Origin of the sequence: Amycolatopsis sp. NPDC049691, assembly GCF_040675005.1 — a bacterium.
Classification (GTDB): Bacteria; Actinomycetota; Actinomycetes; order Mycobacteriales; family Pseudonocardiaceae; genus Amycolatopsis.
Genome location: NZ_JBFANX010000014.1, coordinates 106,817 through 122,470, shown reverse-complemented (window position 1 = coordinate 122,470; position 15,654 = coordinate 106,817). Strand labels below are relative to the sequence as shown.

Below are 15,654 nucleotides of genomic sequence, written 5' to 3'. Positions count from 1 at the left end.
GGCGTTGCAGCCCGCGCCCGCGTCGGTGACGATGAGGGTGCCGGCGTGCTTCCGCGCCGGGGCGAAGGAGGCCCGATGGCGGGTTCCCCCTGGACGTGCGCGCAGTGCGGCGCGGTCAACGACCCCGCCGCCGGCCGGTGCGGCACGTGCGCGAGCCTGGCACCGGGCCGGGCCCGCGCGCGGGCGCTGTGGGTGCTGCTGACCCTGATGCTCGTCGCCGGCGTCGCGGTGGCCGGGGTCCTGCTGTTCACCGGGCGCGCCAAGCCGGCGCCGGACGCGTCCGGGCCGTTCCCGTCGTACACCACGCCCGTCGTGCCGACGACCAAGACCGTGGTCACGACCGCGAACGCCCTGACCCCGCCGCCGGCGACGACGACCTCCGCGACAACGAGCTCCGCGACACCGGCCGAGAAGCCGTGCCCGGGCGACGCGGCCCGCTACCTGCCGGGTGGGCAGGGCACCGCGCTGCTGGTCGCGCAGACGCCGAAGTCGCTGATCACGATCTGCCGGGTGCCCGACGGCCGGATCTTCTACGACGGCCAGGCGCGCGGGCAGGCGGCCTCGGACGACACGCACATCACGCTGCCGGCGCAGGCTTCGGGCGACGGTTTCGTCGCGAAGAACGGCGACTACACCTACCAGGTGGGTGGCGGCAGGCTGGTCGTGTCGGCCGGGTCCGGCGTGCTCTCGGACGAGGAGCTGACGACGGTCGGCTGAGCGCTTGCTCAGGATGTGGGAGCACCGCCGGACGGCCGGCGGTTCTGCGCATGCTGGAGCCATGGCTTCTCCGCTGGACAACCCGACGTGGACGTCACTGAACGGCCCGCACGCCCGCTTCGCCGAACGGCGCGGGCGTGTGCTGCGCTACCCCGAGGACGTCGCTCCCTTCCTCGGCCTGCCCGACGACCCGGACGAGCAGGACTGGCGGGACGTCGCCGAGCTCGGCGGGCCGGGCGCGGTCGTCGTGCTCGCCGCCGCCGCGGCGCGGCCGCCGGCGGGCTGGGAAGTGCTCGACGCGCTGCCCGGCGTCCAGCTGGTCGACGAGGGCGTGGCGGCCGCGCCGGACCCGGAGGCCGTGCGGCTGGGCCTCGCGGACGTGCCGGAGATGCTCGACCTCGTCGAGCGCACGAAGCCGGGCCCGTTCCGGAAGCGGACCATCGAGCTCGGCACCTACCTGGGGATCCGGCGCGGGGGCGCGCTGGTGGCGATGGCGGGGGAGCGGCTGCACCCGCCCGGCCACACCGAGATCAGCGCGGTCTGCACCGACCCGGCGTACCGCGGGCAGGGCCTCGCGACGCGGCTCGTGCTCGCCGTGGCGGCGGGCATCCGCGAGCGCGGCGAGACGCCGATGATGCACGCCGCCGCGAGCAACACCCCGGCGATCCGGCTCTACCTCTCCCTCGGGTTCGCCCTGCGGCGCCGGCCGGACTTCGTCGCGGTGCGCGTACCGGGCTAGGCGCCGGTCGAGGAGCCCGGCCGCACGATCATCAGCACCGTCACCGCCGCCCAGAGCAGGTTGAACACCCCGGTGACCATCGCGAGCCTGCCGAGCTTGTCCGAAGTGGACTCCGCGGCCAGGAACCGCTTCTGCCTCGGCAGTACCAGCAGCGCCAGGACCGCGGCGGCGACGGCGGTCAGCCCGATCGACGTCAGCAGCCACGGGTCGCCCATGACGTGCATCGTGCCCGCGACGCCGAAGCCGAAGACGGGCACCGCGATGGCGGCGTAGGCGTACACGCGGCAAATCCGGTGCAGCATGGTCGCGACCTTGACGTCGCCCTTCCGGACGGCGGCGGGGAACATGCTGGCCGCGACGGCGACCGGGCCGACGGCGAGGACCGCCGCCAGGACGTGGACCGAGAGCAGGAATTTCGACACGCGCCGAAGCTACTGGCTCCCCGCGGGCCCCGGGAGTGGCTGGAATGCCACAAACCGCCGGGATCCGGCCAATCGCGTCCGGATGTCGAATCCGCCGGCTCCGGTTCGACGAACAGGTGGAGAAAGGGGACCGAGATGACCGCCACGACGTGCACCACCACCCGGGTCCGCAGCCTGCCGGTCCTGCTCGCCACCGAAGACGACGCCGAGGACATGGGCCTGCTGGCGCCGGACGACCGCCTGACCTGCCACGTGCACGGCCGGTGGATCCACCAGTGCGTCGCCTCGCCCGCGCACGTCAGCCCGGTCACCCGGCACCGCTGGTGCCGCGGCTGCCGCACCGAGCTGTGCGTCGCCGTCGACGAGCTGACGCAGCGGGTCGCGATGACCTGCCCGCGCTGCGGCCACGGCGGCAGCGCCGCCACCACCCGGCTGACCGCGGCCTGCCGCGCGAGCCTGGCCGCCGAGCGCGAGGCCCGGCGCGCGGCCTAGCCCGGCACCCACATCGTCACGCGGGTGCCGCGGCCGGGCTGGGAGTCCACTGTGCCGTGCCCGCCGACCTCGGCCAGGCGGGCCACGATCGACTGGGTGATGCCGAAGCCCGGCGGCCGCTCGCGGACGTCGAAACCCTGGCCCTGGTCGCGGGCCACCACCGCGATCCCGCCGTCTCGCTCCTCCACGCGCAGCACGACCTGCTTCGTCCCGGAGTGCTTGACCGTGTTGCGCAACGCTTCCCGCACCGCCTCGCACATCGCGGTTCGGCGGTCCTGGGACAGCTTGTGGTCGTCGGCGAAGTCCGCGGCGACGAGCTGGGTGCGCAGGCCGTCGCGCGCCATCTCGGTCGCGACGTCGGCGAGCTCGACCGCGAAACCGCGCGTCGTCCCGGTCGGGACCGGCTCGGTGATCTGCCGGCGCAGCTCGGCGGCCTCGGCCTTGGCGACCGACCGCACCTCGGACAGCCGGGACACGGCGTGTGTGTCGTCCCCGGGAGCCGAGATGGCGAGCGCTTCCAGCGTCTGCAGCACGCTGTCGTGCATGAGCCGCCGGGTGCGGCGGCGCTCGGCCTCGCGCCCGCGCCGGATCCCGATGTCGACGGCGAACCGGGTGCCGGCGCCGAGCAGGATGAGGATGCCCGCGGCGATGACGATCGCCACCGCCAGCGCGACCATGCAGCCGATCGAGCGCGTCACCGCGAGCTGGTTGCCCAGCGGCAGGCCACCGGCCAGCGTGAGGAGCGCCCGGAGCGGGGCGGCCGCCACCAGCAGCCACAACGCCGAGGGCAGGCCGGACGTGCCCGCCCACATGGCGACGGCGCCGACCAGCCACGTCCACGACACGTCGACCGCGAACGGCTGCACCGGCGCCGGGGCCGTCGCGGCGACGGCGAAGTTGAGCGCCACTCCCACCGCCAGGTCCAGGCCCAGTGCGCGGCCGGTGACGCGGGCCCGCAGCCCGCCCGCGCGCAGCACCCAGGCCACCGCGGCGGTGTTGGCCGCGACGGCGAACACGGTGGCGGCCAGCACGGGGCCGAGCCCGAGCTCGCCGTTGGCCGCGGCGAACCCGATGAACACCTTGACGAACGCCGCGATCCGGTAGGCCAGCGGCACGACGACCCAGTAGCGCGCGGCACGGGCGAGCGTCGCGTCGCCGACGGCGGCGAGGTCGCTGTTCTCGTCCGGGGGCTCCGCGGGCTCCGGAGGTGTGCCGCTGCGCAACAGCGTGCGAACGAGCGCGCGCGGCGGTGCGGCGGAGCCCGCCTCGGGCATCGGTGGTCCCCATTTCGTCCGGCCGTCCGGGCGATCTGAGCCTGGCAGCGCGGCGGGGGAGTCGTCAACCGCTTGCGGGGTGGGGTCAGTACGTGTGGAAAAGCGTGTCTTCGCCCGTGTACTCCGGCCAGCCGGGCGAACCGGTGGCGGCGAAGCGGTACCACGCCCCGTTGAGGTCGTGCGCCAGTTCCCGCGGTGCGTGCTCGCCCAGCAGTCCCCGCGGCCCGGACAGCGGCCCGAGCGCGTCGAACACGAAGGGCAGTTCGAGCCCGTGGCACGCGCCCAGCGCGCCGTCGTGCAACGGTGAGCCCCACTCGAACTCGTACCGGAAGGTCCGGCCGCCGTGGTGCTCCGCGAGATCGCGCACGCCGTCGCGGAAGACGAGGTCGGTCAGCGCCGCCACGAGGACCTCGCCCGCCGGCCGGTCCGAGCCGAGGCCGTACCGCGCGAGCACGCCGGCCGGGTCCGGGTGCGACACCGCCAGCGACGCCACGGCCTGGTCGTCGGTCACGGCTTCGAGCGCGCCGGTGGGCACCAGGTAGAGCCGCATCTCCTCGCTGCAGCTGCCCACGACGAGGTCGACGTCGCGGCCGGCGCCCGCCTTGATCGCCTTGGCCGGGTGCTGCGGCAGGACGTCGTCGCCGACCACCGGGAGGAACGGGCTGAGCCCGTACCCGCGGTCGTAGCCGAGCGCGTCGCGAAGGTCGGGGGCGCCTCCCGGGCGCAGGACGGCGTCCTGGGCGTCGAGCAGCTGCTCGGTCGACACCTTCCGGAACGCCTCGGCGGTCGGTTCGGACTTGAGCTCGTCGGCGATCACCCGGGCCAGCCGGCGGGCCTGGACGCCGTCGCGCACCATGTCCGGATGTCCGCTTTGGACGATCGCGCGGTGGAAGAGCCCTTGCGAGAGCGGGGAAGCGAGCAGGCAGGCGACGCTCACCGCACCCGACGCCGCGCCGAAGAAGGTGACGTTGCCGGGGTCGCCGCCGAACCCGGCGATGTTCTCCCGGACCCACCGCAGGGCCGCGAGCTGGTCGCGCAGCCCGAGGTTCGTCGTGCCGCCCTCCAGCGGGAGGAAGCCGTCGACGCCGAGCCGGTACTGGACGGTCACGAGCACCGCGCCGGCGTGGTTGAACGACGTGCCGTCGTAGACCGGCGCCGAACCGGTGCCGCCGAGGAACGCGCCGCCGTGCACGAACACCAGCACGGGCAGGCCGGCCGCGCCGAGCCGCGGCGTCCAGACGTCGACCGTCAGGTATTCGGGGCCGGGCCGCCAGCCGGTGCCGGTGAGCGGCGTCAGGTCGAGCCCCGGCACGTCGTGCCGTCGCTGCGGCGCGGTCGGCCCGGGTCTTCTCGCGTCGCGCACGTCCTCCCACGGCGGGGCCGGGACGGGTTCGGCGAAGCGCAGGTCGCCCTCCGGCGCGGCGGCGTACGGGATGCCGCGGAACAGCGCGAAGCCGGCGGCGGTGACCTGACCGCGGACCGCGCCGGACGTGGTGGGGACGACGGGGTCGGTCATGCCGGGTGGTCCCTTCGAGGATGATCGGACGAGCGCCCGTCAGCCTAGGACCGGGGACGGGCCGCCGTCATGGGCGACCGTCGCGGGAGTTGTCGCGGATGGGTAACGGCGCCGGTGCGTTCGGCCAGGTGGCCGAACGCACCGGCGCCGCCGGTCAGTCTTCGAGCAGATCTTCGATGGTGATCGGGATGTGCCGGACCCGGATGCCGGTGGCGTTGTGCACGGCGTTGGCGACCGCCGCGGCCATGCCGACCGTGCCGATCTCGCCGAGCCCGCGCGCGCCGACCGCGTTGTGCAGCGTGTCCGGGTACTCGACGAACTGGACGTCGACCTCCGGGATGTCGGCGTTGACCGGGAGCAGGTAGCTCGCGAAGTCGCCGTTGGCGAGCCGGCCGTTCGCCTCGATCTCCAGGCCCTCGTGCAGCGCCGCCGAGACGCCCCAGATCATGCCGCCCATCAGCTGGCTGCGGGCCGCCTTGTCGTTGATGATCCGGCCCGCGTCGAAGACGCCGAGCATCCGCGACACGCGGGCTTCGCGCGTCCACTTGTGCACCCGGACCTCGACGAACTGGGCGCCCCACGAGCTGAACGAGTGCTTCGTCAGCTCCTCGCCGGGCGCCGACGAGCCGGTCACCTCGAGCTTTTCGCGGCCCAGCGTCCGCAGCAGCTCACCGAACGTCATGTTCCGCCCGTTCGCGAAGACGCGGCCGTCGGCGTAGGTGACTTCGGCGCCTTCGAACGGGCCGCCCGGGTCGGCCGCCAGGGCGACGAGCTCGTCGATCGCCTTGGTCGCGGCGATCATGATCGCCGTGCCCGCGCTCGCCGTCGCCGTCGAGCCGCCCGAGAGGCCGCCCGGCGGGAGCGCCGAGTCGCCGAGCTTCGGCGTGATCCGGTCCGCCGGGATGTCCAGCGATTCGGCGCCGATCAGCGACAGCACGGTCAGCAGGCCGGTGCCCGGGTCCGCGCCGCTCGTCGCGACCACGGCGGTGTCGTCGGCGTTGAGGGTGATGCCGACGGTGGCCGGGAACCGCAGGGCCGGGAACATCGCGGTGGCCACGCCCATGCCGACGAGCCAGTCGCCGTCGGTGCGCCCGCCCGGACGGCGGTGCTGCCAGCCGAACCGGGCCGCGCCGACGCGGAAGCACTCGTCGAGGTGCTTGCTCGCCCACTGCAGGTCCTTGCCCGGCGGGGCGATCGAGTTGTTCTTGATCCGCAGCTCGACCGGGTCCATGCCGAGCGCCTCGGCGAGCTCGTCCATCGCGCTCTCCAGCGCGAACGAGCCGGGGGCCTCGCCGGGGGCGCGCATGAACGTCGTCGGCGGGATGTTCAGCGGCACGATCTTCTGGCTGATGGCCAGGTTCCGCGTCGTGTACCACTCGCGCGAGGTGCCGTGCGAGGTCGGTTCGACGAACGACCGCGCGGTGTCCGTGCTGCACCACGAGTCGTGGCTCAGCGCGACCAGCGAGCCGTCGCGTTCCGCGCCGAGCTTGATGGTCTGGACCGTCGCGGCCCGCCCGGCGGTGGCGGTGAAGACCTGCTCGCGGGCGAGCGTGGACTTCACCGGGCGGCCGAGGTCGCGGGCCGCGGCGGCGGCCAGGAACGCCGGCGCCGACGTCTGTCCCTTGCCGCCGAAGGCGCCGCCGACGAAGGGGTTCACGGCGTGCACGGCTTCGACCGGCACGTCGAGGGCCTGGGCCAGGTCCGATGCCTGCATGTTGGAAGCCTGGTTCCCGCTGTGCACGGTCAGCTCGCCGCCGTCCCACACCGCCACCGCGGAGTGCGGTTCCATCGCGGCGTGGTTCTGGGTCGCGGTCGTGTAGGTCGCCTCGACGACCACCGGGCTCGCGGCGAAGGCGTCGTCGATGGACTCGACGCCGTCCTCGAGGACCTCCAGCTGCGGCGGGGCGCCGTCCCGGGCCGGCGGCGCGTCCTCGGCGGTGGCCAGGCCGTCCGTGAGCGACGTCTTGGCCGGCAGCTCGCGGTAGGCGACGGTCACCAGCGCCGCCGCGTCGCGCGCCTGCTCGAACGTCTCCGCGACCACGAAACCGATCGGCTGGCCGTAGTAGGTGACTTCCTTGTCCTGCAACGGGACCCAGGTCCGGCCGAGCATCGATTGCGGCGTGTGCAGGGTCAGCGATTCGAACGGCGAGTACACGGCGACGACCCCCGGGGCTTCCCGCGCCGCGGAGAAGTCCATGGCCTCGATCTCGCCGTGGGCGATCGTGCTGAGCACGAGGTAGCCGTAGACCATGCCGGGATAGGTGTGGTCGGCGCCGTACTTGGCTTCGCCGGTGACCTTCAGCGGCGCGTCCAGCCGGGTGATCATCGGGAGCCCCCTTCGGTGAGTTCGAGCAGCGCGCGGACGATGGTCCGCTTGAGCAGCGGCACCTTGAAGGCGTTGTCCCGCAACGGCCGGGCGCCGTCGGCGGCGACGGCCGCGGCGGCCTCGAACGAGGCCTGCGTCGCCGGGGCACCGCGCAGGGCGTCCTCGACGGCGGGCAGGTGCCACGGGACGGTGCCGACGCCGCCGGCCGCGACCCGCGCGTCGGCGACGACGCCGTCGCGGACGTCGAGCGCGACGGCGGCGGAGCACAGCGCGAACTCGTAGGACTGCCGGTCGCGCACCTTGACGTAGGTGGAGTTCGCCGCCCAGTCCAGCCGCGGCACGACCACCTCGGTGATCAGCTCGCCGGGACGCAGGTCGTTCTCCAGCGCCGGGGTTTCGCCGGGCGTCTGGTAGAACTCGCGCAGGGCCACTTCGCGGGTGCCGTCGGCGTCGGCCAGCTTCAGGCGCGCGTCGAGGGCGACGAGGGCGACGGCGACGTCACTGGGGTGCGTCGCGACGCAGGAGTCGCTGGTGCCGAGGATGGCGTGCATCCGGTTGGCGCCCTCGATCGCGGAGCAGCCGCTGCCGGGCTCGCGCTTGTTGCACGGCATCGCGACGTCGCGGAAGTACGAGCAGCGGGTGCGCTGCAGCAGGTTCCCGCCGATGCTGGCCATGTTCCGGATCTGCTGCGAAGCGCTCAGCAGCAGGGCGCGCGAGATCGCCGGGTACACCTGCGGGTGCGCGGCGATGGCGCTCATCCGCTCCAGCGCGCCGATGCGCAGGCCGTCACCGGTGTCGATGCCGCGCAGCGGGACCTGGTTGATGTCCAGGACGTGCCGCGGCGTGAGGACGTCGAGCTTCATCAGGTCGACGAGGGTCGTGCCGCCGGCCAGGAACGTGCCCGGCGTCGCGAGGGCGGCTTCGACGGTGGTGGGCGCGGTCAGCTCAAACGGACGCATCGGCCCGCCTCGCCTGGTCGACCGCCTTGACGATGTTCGGGTAGGCCGAGCACCGGCAGAGGTTGCCGGACATGAACTCCCGCACGTCCTCGACGTCCTGCTCGACGGCGGCGACCGCCGACATGATCTGCCCGGCGGTGCAGAACCCGCACTGCAGGGCGTCCTGGTCCACGAAAGCCTGCTGCACCGGGTGCAGCTTGTCCTCAGTGGACAGTCCTTCGACGGTGGTCACCGGCTCCCGCACGGTGGCGGCGAGCGTGAGGCACGAGAGGACGGGCCGGCCGCCGACGTGCACGGTGCAGGCGCCGCACTGGCCGCGGTCGCAGCCCTTCTTCGGGCCGGTGACGTCCAGGCGTTCGCGCAGCGCGTCGAGGAGGGTGACGCCGGGCTCGACGTCCAGGTGTTCGGTACTGCCGTTCACTTCGAGTGAGATTTCCACTGGTCTCTTTCCGCAGCTCGTCCGGATCGGTGCCTGACGGTGGTGGTGGCGGCGAACAAGGGGAGCGGATAGTCATCCGCTTCACCCGTTCGCGAGGCTAGCGGATTACAATCCGCTTCGCAACGAACCGGTCACGCTGGAGTTGCTCCAGGTCTGGGTTAGATTCGGCGGACGGCGCTTGCACGGAACGAGACGGGAGGGACGATGACGACGGGATCGGTCAGCCCCCGGCGCGCGGACACCCGGCGCAACCACGAGCGCATCCTCGTCGCGGCCGGGGAGTCGCTGGCCCGGACGGGCGAGGTCTCCTTCAACGCGATCGCGAAGCAGGCCGAGGTCGGCGTCGGCACGGTGTACCGGCACTTCCCGACGCCCGAGTCGCTGATCCTGGCGGTCTACCAGCGCGAGGTGCGGCACATCGTCGACATCGTGCCGGTGCTGCTGGACAAGCACGGGCCTGCCGAGGCGTTCCGGGTGTGGGTCACCGACCACCTGGCGCACTACATGATGACGAAGAAGGGGCTGGCCGACGCCCTGCGCCGCGCGACGGCCTCCCGCGGCGAGCTGCCGGCGAGCGCCTACGAAGCCATGATCGGCGCGATGGCGGAGCTGCTCGAAGCGAACGCGGCGGCCGGCACGGTGCGGCCGGACCTCGACCCCGTCGTGGTGCTGCGCGGCCTGGCGGGCCTGCTGCTGCTCGACCCGGGCGGCGACTGGCGCGGCGAAGCGGCGAGCCTGGCCGACCTGCTCTGGCACGGGATGGCCCGCTAGGCGGGTTCGTCCAGCCGGACGGTCACCGTGACGCGGCCCTTGTCGTCGCGCCGGGCGACGGCGTGGCCGGTGCGTTCGGTGTCGTCGAGTTCGAGCGACAGCGGGCCGCCGTCGCCGGTGAAGTTGCGCCACCACGACTTCGCGTCCGGCAGCCGGACGCCGATGGTGACGACGTCGCCGGCCCGCCGGTACCCGACGGGGGTGCTGAAGGTGCGGCCCGACCGCCGGCCGGTGTAGGTGACCTGGGTGAGGTGCCGGCGGACCAGCCGCCCCCACCGCGGCGACGTCCGGAGCGAGCCGACGCAGTTGTTGACGCGGTCGACGGTGTTCTTCGGGAGTGGACCTCGATATCCCATGGCTGCCTCCTTCGGCGGTGCTGCCGCCACCGTACCGGAAAACGGAGATGGGTGTTCCGGTTACTGCTGGAGCCAGGCCACAGCTTGCTCCGGGACGTACCCCTAAGGGGCTCGTGAACCCGCGCCGGCGGCGGGTAGAACTCGAACGGCCACCCCGATCCCCGGGTCCCGAACGAGGAGATCACCCATGGCCACACGCCGGCCGGCCGTTCGCGGCCTGATCCTCGCCCTGGTCGTGCTCTGCCTGGCGCCGGTTCCGGCCGTGGCGGCCGTGACCGGCCCGAAGTACGCGGTCGCCGGGCTGCACCGGCCGGCCGAGCTGCTCGTCGACAAGTGGGGCGTGCCGCACATCTACGCGGCCGACACCAGCGACCTGTTCTTCGCGCAGGGCTTCAACATCGCCCGCGACCGGCTGTTCCAGATCGACACCTGGCGCCGCCGCGGTCTCGGCACGCTCAGCGAGGTGCTCGGTCCGTCCTATGTGGAGCAGGACCGGGCCGCCCGGCTGTTCCTCTACCGCGGCGACATGGCCGCCGAGTGGGCGTCCTACGGCCCGGAGGGCAGGCTGGCCGCGACCCGGTTCGCCGAAGGCATCAACTCCTACCTCGACTGGCTGGGCCGCAACCCCGCCGCGGTCCCGCCGGAGTTCGGCAAGCTCGGCTACCAGCCCGCGCGCTGGCGCCCGCAGGACGTCGTGCGGATCCGCACGCACGCCATCGGCGAAAACCTGATGTGGGAAGTCGCCCGTGCGAAGCTGGTCTGCCTGGCCGGTCCCGGCGCGAGCCGCTACCTCCGTGCCCTCCACCCGGCGCACGAAGCCGCGGTGCCCGCCGGGCTCGACCCGTGCTCGGTGCCGGACGACGTGCTCAAGGTGTACAACCTCGCGACCGCCGCGGTGTCCTTCACCGGCAGCGGGTTCCAGACCAAGGACATCGCCGACGCGACGTCGGGCAGCAACGCGTGGACGATCGGGCCGGGCCGGACCGCGTCGGGCCGGCCGATCCTGGCCAACGACCCGCACCGCGGCGCGGACGCCCTGCCCTCGGGCCGGTACGTCGCGCAGCTGTCGGCACCGGGGCTGAACCTCGCGGGCGCGGGCGAACCGTGGAACCCCGGGATCGCCATCGGGCACAACGAAAGCATCGCGTTCGGCCTGACCAACCTGCCGATCGACCAGACCGACCTCTACGTCTACGACCTCGACCCGAACGACCCCACCCGCTACCGCTACGGCACGGGCTGGGAGAAGATGACGACGGTGGAGGAACCGATCCCGGTCCGCGGCGGCGCGCCGGTCACCGGCGAGCTGTCCTTCACCCGGCACGGCCCGGTCGTCAAGGTCGACGAGGCGGCGCACCGGGCGTTCGCGGTCCGCACGGCGTGGACGCAGCCGGGCAGCTCGGCGTACCTGGGCAGCCTGAACTACCAGCGGGCGAAGAACTTCGGCGAGTTCACCGCGGGCATGCGGAACTGGGGCACGCCGGGCTCGAACCTCGCTTACGCCGACGTGCGCGGCAACATCGGTTACGTCCCGGCGGGCCTGACGCCGCGCCGCACGGGCGCCGGCTACGACGGTCTGCTGCCCGTCCCCGGTGACGGGCGCTACGACTGGAACGGCTTCTACGCCAACAGCGAGCTGCCGGGGCAGTACAACCCGCCGTCCGGGTTCTTCGCCTCGGCCAACGACTTCAACATCCCGCCGGGCTGGCCGGTGGTGTCCAACTACGAATGGCAGCTGCCCTACCGCAAGCAGCGCATCGACGAGCTGATCAAGTCCACTCCGGACGCGACCGTCGCCGATTCGCTCGCGCTGCAGAAGGACGAGAAGTCGCTGGTGGCCACGCAGATCCTCGACTTCGTCCGCGGTCTGTCCTCAGCGGACCCGGACACCGCGAAGGCGCTGGACCTGCTTCGCGGCTACGACGGTGTCGCGTCGGTGGATTCGCCGGGCGCCGCGCTGTTCGAGACGTGGATCATGAAGTACCTGCACTGGGCGTGGGCGCACGCGGTGCTCCCGAAGGCCGCGGCGGACGCGCTGGTGCAGACCATCAACCCGGACTTCAGCCTGGTCATCGCGTCGTTCAAGGACCCGGCGGGCTGGCTCGGCCCGGACGGCGCGGCGGTGCGCGACAAGCTGATCCTGGACACGCTGCCGGTCGCGTTCCGCGACGTGGCGGCCAAGCTCGGCACCGACACGTCGACGTGGCACTGGGGTTCCCTGCACCACCAGGAGTTCGTCCACCCCCTGGGCGGCCCGAACGTGGGCCCCACCCCGGTGGGCGGCTCGTACCACACGATCCACCCGTCGTTCTTCCACCCGCTGACCTACCAGCAGATCATCGGGGCGACGTTCAAGATGGCCCTGGACGTGGGCAACTGGAACGGCTCGGCGGCGATCAACGCGCCCGGCCAGTCCGGTGATCCGCGGAGCCCGCACTACAGCGATCTGAACGGTCTGTGGGCTTCGGGTGGTTCCTTCCCGTTGCTGTACAGCCGGAGCGAGGTCGAGCGGAACCTCGACGTCCGGATCCGGTTGGAGCCGGCCACGTAGCCTACGGATGGCCCGCGGCGCCGTAGTTCCTGAGGAACAACGCTTCGGCCAGTGCCATGTTCGCGATTTCCGCCGGTGCGACGCTCTCGTTCGGCGCGTGGATGCGGGCCTGCGGTTCCTCGACGCCGATGAGCAGGATTTCGGCCTCCGGGTAGGTCTCGGCCAGGACGGTGCACAGCGGGATCGACCCACCTTGCCCGAGCCGGCTCACCGGACGGCCGAACGCGGTCCGCATGGCGTCGTGCATGGCCTGGTGGGCGGGCCCGCCGGTGGCGGCGCGGAACGGCTCGCCGATCGCCTCGACCTCGACCGAGACGTCGGTTCCCCACGGTGCCGCGGCCATCAGGTGCTCGCTCAGTGCGCACGCGGCCCGGTACGGGTCGACGCCGGGTGGGATGCGCAGGTTCAGCCGGGCCGCGGCACGGGGGACGAGTGCCGCCGCGGAGCCGACGACCGGCGGGCAGTCGATGCCGAGCACGGTCACCGCCGGACGTGCCCACAGCGTGTCCGCGACTTCGCCGCTGCCGAGCAGGACGGCGCCGGGGGACAGGCCCGCGTCCGCCCGGAACCGCGCCGCCGGGTACGGGGCGCCGGACCAGCGGCCGTCGCCCGGCAGTCCGTGGACGGTCGTGTCGCCGGCTTCGTCGCGCAGGGTGGCCAGCACCGCCACCAACGCGGCGAGCGCGTCCGGGGCGGGGCCGCCGAACATGCCGGAATGCAGCTCGGAGGGCAGCGCTTCGACGTGGACGACGACGTTGACCATGCCGCGGAGGCTGACCGTCACGGCGGGGTGCCCGACGGCGGCGTTTCCGGCGTCGGCGACCAGGATCGCGTCGGCACGGAGGAGCTCGGCGTGCTCGGGGACGAACGCCTCGAGCCCGCCGGTGCCCTGCTCCTCGGACCCCTCGACGACCAGCTTGAGGTCGACCGGCACGTCGTCACCCAGTGCCCGCAGGGCGGTGAGGTGCATGACGATGTTGCCCTTGCAGTCGGCCGCGCCGCGGCCGTGCCAGCGTCCGTCCACTTCGGTCAGCCGGAACGGCGGTGTCCGCCACTCGTCGTCCGTCAAGGGCGGCTGGACGTCGTAATGCGCGTACAGCAGCACGGTCGGGGCGCCCTCCCGGCCGCACGGCCGGAAACCGAGCACCGCCTGGCTGCCGTCCGGGGTGTCGGCCAGGTGGGTGGCGAACCCGGTCCCGGCGAAGGCCTCCGCCACCCAGGTCGCCGCGCGGCGGCACTCGGACGGCGGGAACTGCCGCGGGTCCGCGACCGAGCGCATCGCCACGAGGTCCGCGAGTTCGCCGCGGGCCCGCGGCATCAGCTCGTCGACTCGCTTCCGCAGGTCCATCGCGCTCACCCGGCCTTCTCGGGGCAGTGGGCCAGCAGCGCCCGCAACTGCGCGTGGCGCACGGCCTCCGGCGGAGGCATCCCGGGGCCGCCGGCACTCACGTTCGCCGCCCGGACGAGCGCGGCGTGCGGGTCGGCGCAGACCGCGGCGGCGTCCACCCGCGCGGGACGGAAGAGCAGGTACCCGGCCACGAGCAGGCCGCTCACCACGACGCCCACGACGACGTAGAGCGAGACCCGCTGTGGCCGGGTCGACCATTCGTCCACAGTGGTCATGACACGCTCACTTCCGGTCGCCGCCACGATGGTTTGCGCAGGCGGTAGAAGAGGAACGGCACCAGCAGGCCGAGCCCGAGCGCGCCGCCCGCGACGATTCCCAGGTAGACCCACGGGCTGCCCGACCCGAACTGCGAAGGCGGGACGAATCCCACGAACAGCGCGGCCAGCGACGCGCAGAACCCGATCCCGCACAGGCCGAGCAGCATCGGCGCGCGGAAGCCGCGCGGGTGGTCGGGGAACTTCCGCCGCAGCCGCACCGCGGCGACGAACATCAGCAGGTACATGATCAGGTACACCTGGGTGGTGATGACCGAGAAGATCCAGTACGCGCTCGACACGTCCGGGACGAACGCGTAGAGCAGCGCGATCAGCGTGGTGATCGCACCTTGGGCGACGAGGATGTTCTGCTGCACGCCCCGGCTGTTGAGCCGCTGCAGGTACGGCGGCAGGTACCCCTCCTGCCGGGCGATCAGCAGCAGCCCCTTCGACGGGCCCGCCAGCCACGTGAGCATCCCGCCGAGGGAGGCCAGCACCAGCAGGACGCCGATCACCGGCGTCAGCCACTGGATGCCGAAACCGGCGAAGACGGCGTCGAAGGCCTGCATCACCCCGGCGGTGAGCGAAAGCCGGTCGGCGGGGACCACCCAGCTGATCGCGAGGGCGGGCAGGACGAAGACGAGCAGCACGAGCCCCATCGCGAGGAACATGGCGCGGGGGAACTCCTTGCCCGGTTCGCGCAGTGACGACACGTGCACCGCGTTCATCTCCATGCCCGAGTAGGACAGGAAGTTGTTCACGATCAGCACGAGGCTCGCCAGGCCGGCCCAGGCGGGGAGCAGGTTGCCCGCCGACATCGGTGCCGCGGACGGGTGGCCTTGCCCCAGGAAGACGAGACCGAGGACCACGAGCAGCGCGCCGGGCAGCAGCGTCCCGGCGACCAGCCCGCCGCCGGCCAGCCCGGCCACGCCCTTCGTGCCCCGGGAGGAAATCCAGACACCCGACCAGTACGCGACGACGATCACCGCCGCCGTCCACCACCCGCTGGACGCCAGATCCGGGTCGAAGACGTACGCGAGCGTGCTGGCCACGTACCCGAGCAGGCTCGGGTAGTAGAAGATCGTCATCGCGAACTGGCACCACACGGCCAGGAAGCCCGCCGGCTTGGAGATCCCGAGCGCCACCCAGTTGTAGACGCCGCCGGGCCAGCCGGACGCCAGCTCGGCGGAAACCAGGGAGGTCGGCAGCAGGAACACGATCGCCGGGACGACGTAGAGGAAAACGGCCGCCAGGCCGTAGCCGGCCATCGTCGGCGACGGGCGCAGGCTCGCGACGGAACCGGTCGTCATCAGCGCGAGCGCGACCCAGGAGATCCACGCGGCGGCCGGCGGCCGGGCGGGCCGGCTTGCGCCGGCGGGTGGTGGCCCCGCGGGTTCCGGGGACCGGCGCGGTCGGTTGGCGGTGGTCAT

15 protein-coding genes are annotated in these 15,654 nt (G+C 73.0%); 5 read left to right on the top strand and 10 right to left on the bottom strand.

What is annotated here, in order from left to right:
• The first annotated feature begins 75 nt into the window (after positions 1–75).
• Positions 76–717 (top strand): hypothetical protein, encoded by a 642-nt coding sequence (locus AB0J40_RS29205; RefSeq protein ID WP_364458839.1) that lies wholly within the window; start codon positions 76–78, stop codon positions 715–717.
• A gap of 61 nt (positions 718–778) precedes the next feature.
• A complete protein-coding gene (locus AB0J40_RS29200) occupies positions 779–1,456 on the top strand; it encodes a GNAT family N-acetyltransferase (RefSeq protein WP_364458836.1) in 678 nt (225 codons plus the stop codon).
• Here the strand turns inward: AB0J40_RS29200 and AB0J40_RS29195 are convergent.
• Positions 1,453–1,878 carry a hypothetical protein gene (locus AB0J40_RS29195; RefSeq protein WP_364458833.1) on the bottom strand — a complete coding sequence of 142 codons (426 nt, stop codon included), beginning with the start codon at positions 1,876–1,878 and terminating at the stop codon, positions 1,453–1,455. The genes AB0J40_RS29200 and AB0J40_RS29195 overlap by 4 nt on opposite strands.
• A 135-nt stretch (positions 1,879–2,013) precedes the next feature.
• On the opposite strand from AB0J40_RS29195, the gene AB0J40_RS29190 reads away from it, so the two are divergent.
• Positions 2,014–2,370, top strand: a complete 357-nt coding sequence (locus AB0J40_RS29190; protein WP_364458830.1) for a hypothetical protein — start codon at positions 2,014–2,016, stop codon at positions 2,368–2,370.
• Here the strand turns inward: AB0J40_RS29190 and AB0J40_RS29185 are convergent.
• The 5 genes from AB0J40_RS29185 to AB0J40_RS29165 form a co-directional block, all read right to left on the bottom strand.
• On the bottom strand, positions 2,367–3,644 hold the full coding sequence (locus tag AB0J40_RS29185; RefSeq protein ID WP_364458827.1) for an ATP-binding protein: 1,278 nt from the start codon (positions 3,642–3,644) through the stop codon (positions 2,367–2,369). The genes AB0J40_RS29190 and AB0J40_RS29185 overlap by 4 nt on opposite strands.
• Before the next feature lie 85 nt (positions 3,645–3,729).
• Positions 3,730–5,160 carry a carboxylesterase family protein gene (locus AB0J40_RS29180; RefSeq protein ID WP_364458825.1) on the bottom strand — a complete coding sequence of 477 codons (1,431 nt, stop codon included), beginning with the start codon at positions 5,158–5,160 and terminating at the stop codon, positions 3,730–3,732.
• 154 nt (positions 5,161–5,314) lie between these two features.
• Positions 5,315–7,486, bottom strand: a complete 2,172-nt coding sequence (locus AB0J40_RS29175; protein ID WP_364458822.1) for a xanthine dehydrogenase family protein molybdopterin-binding subunit — start codon at positions 7,484–7,486, stop codon at positions 5,315–5,317.
• A complete protein-coding gene (locus AB0J40_RS29170) occupies positions 7,483–8,445 on the bottom strand; it encodes a xanthine dehydrogenase family protein subunit M (protein ID WP_364458819.1) in 963 nt (320 codons plus the stop codon). The genes AB0J40_RS29175 and AB0J40_RS29170 overlap by 4 nt, the downstream gene beginning before the upstream one ends.
• Positions 8,432–8,884 (bottom strand): (2Fe-2S)-binding protein, encoded by a 453-nt coding sequence (locus AB0J40_RS29165; RefSeq protein ID WP_364458816.1) that lies wholly within the window; start codon positions 8,882–8,884, stop codon positions 8,432–8,434. The genes AB0J40_RS29170 and AB0J40_RS29165 overlap by 14 nt, the downstream gene beginning before the upstream one ends.
• 204 nt (positions 8,885–9,088) lie before the next feature.
• Here AB0J40_RS29165 and AB0J40_RS29160 point away from each other — a divergent pair, with 204 nt between their 5' ends.
• Positions 9,089–9,655 carry a TetR/AcrR family transcriptional regulator gene (locus AB0J40_RS29160; RefSeq protein WP_364458813.1) on the top strand — a complete coding sequence of 189 codons (567 nt, stop codon included), beginning with the start codon at positions 9,089–9,091 and terminating at the stop codon, positions 9,653–9,655.
• Here AB0J40_RS29160 and AB0J40_RS29155 read toward each other — a convergent pair.
• Complete coding sequence (locus AB0J40_RS29155) at positions 9,652–10,011, bottom strand: hypothetical protein (RefSeq protein ID WP_364458810.1); 360 nt, start codon at positions 10,009–10,011, stop codon at positions 9,652–9,654. The genes AB0J40_RS29160 and AB0J40_RS29155 overlap by 4 nt on opposite strands.
• A gap of 187 nt (positions 10,012–10,198) precedes the next feature.
• Between AB0J40_RS29155 and AB0J40_RS29150 the strand changes: the two genes are divergently transcribed.
• Positions 10,199–12,562: a penicillin acylase family protein gene (locus AB0J40_RS29150; protein ID WP_364458807.1), complete on the top strand. Its 2,364-nt coding sequence runs from the start codon at positions 10,199–10,201 to the stop codon at positions 12,560–12,562.
• 1 nt (position 12,563) lies between these two features.
• On the opposite strand, the gene AB0J40_RS29145 is transcribed toward AB0J40_RS29150, so the two are convergent.
• The 3 genes from AB0J40_RS29145 to AB0J40_RS29135 are packed head-to-tail and all read right to left on the bottom strand — an operon-like array spanning position 12,564 to position 15,654.
• Positions 12,564–13,910, bottom strand: a complete 1,347-nt coding sequence (locus AB0J40_RS29145) for a dipeptidase (RefSeq protein ID WP_364459228.1) — start codon at positions 13,908–13,910, stop codon at positions 12,564–12,566.
• A gap of 5 nt (positions 13,911–13,915) precedes the next feature.
• A complete protein-coding gene (locus tag AB0J40_RS29140) occupies positions 13,916–14,185 on the bottom strand; it encodes a hypothetical protein (RefSeq protein WP_364458804.1) in 270 nt (89 codons plus the stop codon).
• The gene (locus tag AB0J40_RS29135) at positions 14,182–15,654 is read right to left on the bottom strand and encodes an APC family permease (RefSeq protein WP_364458801.1); all 1,473 of its coding nucleotides are present in this window, start codon (positions 15,652–15,654) and stop codon (positions 14,182–14,184) included. Before AB0J40_RS29135 ends, AB0J40_RS29140 begins: the two co-directional genes overlap by 4 nt.